Origin of the sequence: Falsiroseomonas sp. HW251 (genome assembly GCF_050563545.1) — a bacterium.
Taxonomy (GTDB): Bacteria; Pseudomonadota; Alphaproteobacteria; order Acetobacterales; family Acetobacteraceae; genus Falsiroseomonas.
The window spans coordinates 1-3,400 of the sequence record NZ_JBNXUM010000072.1; the positions used below are offsets into that span (position 1 = coordinate 1).

Annotated in this window: 3 protein-coding genes; 2 read left to right on the top strand and 1 reads right to left on the bottom strand. The window is 72.9% G+C overall.

The annotated features are described in order from the left end of the window. Positions 1 to 140: 140 nt before the first annotated feature. Together ACLF3M_RS35140 and ACLF3M_RS35145 are read left to right on the top strand one after the other, a co-directional pair. Positions 141 to 383, top strand: coding sequence for a DUF3072 domain-containing protein (locus tag ACLF3M_RS35140; RefSeq protein ID WP_430661667.1), 243 nt, complete (start codon positions 141 to 143; stop codon positions 381 to 383). A 74-nt stretch (positions 384 to 457) separates the two neighbouring features. Then, positions 458 to 2,233 (top strand): sensor histidine kinase, encoded by a 1,776-nt coding sequence (locus tag ACLF3M_RS35145; protein ID WP_430661668.1) that lies wholly within the window; start codon positions 458 to 460, stop codon positions 2,231 to 2,233. 100 nt (positions 2,234 to 2,333) lie between these two features. On the opposite strand, the gene ACLF3M_RS35150 is transcribed toward ACLF3M_RS35145, so the two are convergent. After that, complete coding sequence (locus ACLF3M_RS35150) at positions 2,334 to 3,092, bottom strand: DUF1194 domain-containing protein (protein WP_430661669.1); 759 nt, start codon at positions 3,090 to 3,092, stop codon at positions 2,334 to 2,336. Positions 3,093 to 3,400 lie beyond the last annotated feature (308 nt).

Genomic DNA, 3,400 nt, shown 5'->3' on the forward strand with positions numbered 1-3,400 from the left:
CCTAAAGTAACCCGGCCCGCCCGGCTGCCGCGCTGCCAGCCAGCCCGCCGGCATGGCTCGGCAACTTGATCGAACGAACATATAGGGAACACCCGCGCGGCGCCAGCGTTATCCCCGCTCAACCCGCAGGGAAAGCCCGCATGGCCAAGACCACCCAGCCCCAGCACCAGCCCAACCCCAAGGCCGATCCCGAGCCCGGATCCAACACCATCAAGGACCCCGAGGATTGGACCACCGGAGAGGAGCGCATGACCGGGGCCCAGGCCTCCTACCTCAAGACCCTGTCGGAGGAGGCGGGCGAGCCCTTCGACCCCGGCCTGACCAAGGCCGAAGCCTCGATCCGCATCGACGCGTTGCAGGAGAAGACCGGCCGCGGGCGGTGAAGACGGCCCCGCACACGTCCAGCCTCGCACGCTCGTGATGGATACGCGGCCGGTTGCAGTGGCAGTGTTGAGCGGTGCTCCCGCCTTCCGTGCCGCCCCCGGGCGCCCCCGCGCGCCTGGCCTTCCGCTCGCTTTGGCTGGCGGCGGTCGGCCTTCCATTGCTCGCCTTCGCGGCCGGTGCCTGGATCTCCTGGCGCGAGATCGAGTCCGAGGCCCGCCAGCGCCTGCTGCGCAGCGTGGACATGCTGCACGAGCATGCGCTGCGCAGCTTCGAGACGCAGGAAGCCCAGCTTACCGCGCTCGAGGCGCGCATCGCCGGCATGGACTGGGTCACCATGGCGGAGTCCGAGGCGCTGCATCGTTTCCTCGTCCGGCTCACCGAATCCACCCCCTTCCTCGCGGGCTTCGGCCTGGTGGACCCGCAGGGGCGGATGGTGGCGTCGAGCGCGGGGCCGACCTTCCCGCTGGTGCCGACGGACCAGGGCGCGCGCGACTACGTGCTGGCGCACCAGCGCTACGGCGTGGCGAGCACCTATCTCGGCGAGCAGGTGGTCGCGGCTCAGACGCGCCGGCGGCTCTTCACCTTCAGCCGGGCCTGGCGCGCGGCGGAGGGCGAGCCGCCCGGCGTGATCGTCGCCGCCTTCTCCTCCGACGGCTTCTCCCGCTTCTACGCCTCGGTGGCGGAGTCGGGGGATGATCGCATCGCCCTGGTCCGGACGGATGGCGCGCTGCTCGCGCGGCATCCGCCGACGCCGGGGCCGATGCGCTTTCCCGCCGATGCGCCGATCATGCGAGCGCTGGCCAGCGGGGCCGGCGGCGCGATGACCTTCGACGCGCCCTCGGCGGTGGATGGCGTGCCGCGGCTGAACGCCGTCCGGCAGGTCGGCGACTACCCCGCGGCAATCATCTACGGCATCGGCCCGGCAACGCTGCGCGCGGCCCTCTGGCAGCGCCTGCTGCCGCTCGGCGGGATGGCGGGGGTGGCGGCGGCGCTGCTGCTGGGGCTGACCGCCATGGCGCAGGGCGCGACCCGGCGGGAGGCTGAGGCGCTGTCGCGCGCGGCGGCGGAATCGGAGGCCGCGCGGTCCGAGGCCGAGGCGCGGGCCGCGGCGGAGCAGCGGCTGCGACAGGCCGAGCGCAGCGCCGCGCTCGGCCGGATCGCCGCGGGCGTCGCGCATGACATGAACAACCTGGTCCAGGCGGTGCTGGCGAGCGCGCTGCTGCTGCAGCGCCGGGCCGAGACGGCGGGCGAGGTGCGGCGGATCGCGGGGCTGCTCGACAGCGCGGCGGCGCGCGGGCAGCGCGTGGCGCGGCGCCTGCTGGGCTTCGGCCGCCCCGCGCCGCAGCCGCCGGAGGGCTTCCGCCCCGCCGAGGTGCTGGCCGGGCTCGATGAGCTGATGGGCGGGCTGATGGGGTCGGGGATGCGGCTGGAGATCGAGGCGGCGGCGGGCCTGCCGCCGCTGTCGGCGGACCGGGCCGAATTCGAGACGGTGCTGCTGAACCTGGCGGTGAATGCGCGCGACGCCATGGGCGGCACGGGCGTGGTGCGCATCCGCGCGGCGCCGGCCGAGCTCGGCGCCGGGCCGCATGCGGCGGCGCAGCCCTGGGTGCGGGTGTCGGTCGCCGACACCGGCTCGGGCATGCCGGAGGCGGTTTTGAAGCGCGTCGGCGAGCCCTTCTTCACGACCAAGCCGGAGGGGGAGGGCACGGGGCTCGGGCTGATGATGGCACGGCAATTCGCCGAGGGTGCCGGCGGGACGCTGACGATCGAGAGCCGCGAGGGCGAGGGGACGGTGGTGAGCCTCTGGCTGCCGGCGACCAAGGCCGCGGCGATGAGCGCGGCGGTGTAGAGGGGGTGGCGGCCTGATTGGGGTCGCGCTGGACGAAGCACCCCCCCCGGCCCTCCCCCGCTTGCGAGGGGGCTCGACGCGATGGCCAGATCCCGCCGCTTCAGGCGTAGGCCCGCTCCACCAGCGGTCCCGGCGCGGGCGCCGAGGCGATCTCGCGGATGATCTTGCGCTTCACCGCCTGCTCGAAGGCCTCGAAACCCTCGGCCACCATGAGGAAGCTGCCGGGGCCGCCGATCACCTCGTCGCGGTAATAGGCATCGAGCGGCGGGAGGCCCGCCGACCAGGGCTGCGGCGTGCGGTCCAGCACGGCGAGCCCGTTCACCACGATCCCCTTCTCAAGCGCGTCGCGCCTGGCCTCGGACAGCGGGCGGCCGGAGTTGTTCACGCCGTCGCCCGAGATGTCCATGACCTTGCGCGTGCCCTCGAAGGCCCGGCCATAGAGGCGGGAGCCGAAATCCATCGCGCCCGAGATCGAGGTGTAGAGCCAGGTCCGGCGCGGGGCGGCGTCGATGGCCTGGGCGACACGCTCGGCCGCGGCGGGGCCGTCGATCTTCATCCAGGGCACCAGATGCTCCTGGATGTGCCAATCGGACCAGGTGAAGAGCGTGACGCCGATCTGCCCGATTGGGCCGCCGGCGATACCCTCGATCAGCTTCGGGTCGCGGAAGGCGGCGGCATAGCCGCGGAACTGGAGTTCCTGCTCCTCCTGGTCCACGGAGCGGCTGACATCCACGGCCAGCACCAGCTCGACATCCACGGGCTCGGCCTCGGCGGCACGGGCCGAAAGCAGCGCCGGGGCGGCGAGGAGGGTGCCGAGGAAGGCACGGCGGCCGGGGAGGGTAGGGGGAGGAGCGCGCATCTGATCGCCTTTCGAAATCCCTCGCGGGACGGAAGGTCACGGCCGCCTGACGCTTGCCCCTCTGGCCTCCTGGAATACCGATGCTGCGGTGCACAATTCAACGATCGGTTGGGTTGGAAAATGTCGCTCGAAGCGGCGATTGCCGTCTTCGCGGGCAGAACCTGCATCGCCTGGGGTGCCATCGGGCAAGCATGAACAGGGCTTGGGCATTCCGGGTTGGCCGTGCGGCGCGGCCGGGCGATGGATGCCCGGTCCCGGAATCGAAAAGGGCGCCGTGCGGCGCCCTTCCCCGTTGCCGTCAGGCGAGT

Bases quoted from the DNA above. Each gene is read 5' to 3' on its own strand.
- ACLF3M_RS35150 (WP_430661669.1), bottom strand. From the start codon at position 3,092: ATGCGCGCTCCTCCCCCTACCCTCCCCGGCCGCCGTGCCTTCCTCGGC.
- ACLF3M_RS35140 (WP_430661667.1), top strand. From the start codon at position 141: ATGGCCAAGACCACCCAGCCCCAGCACCAGCCCAACCCCAAGGCCGAT.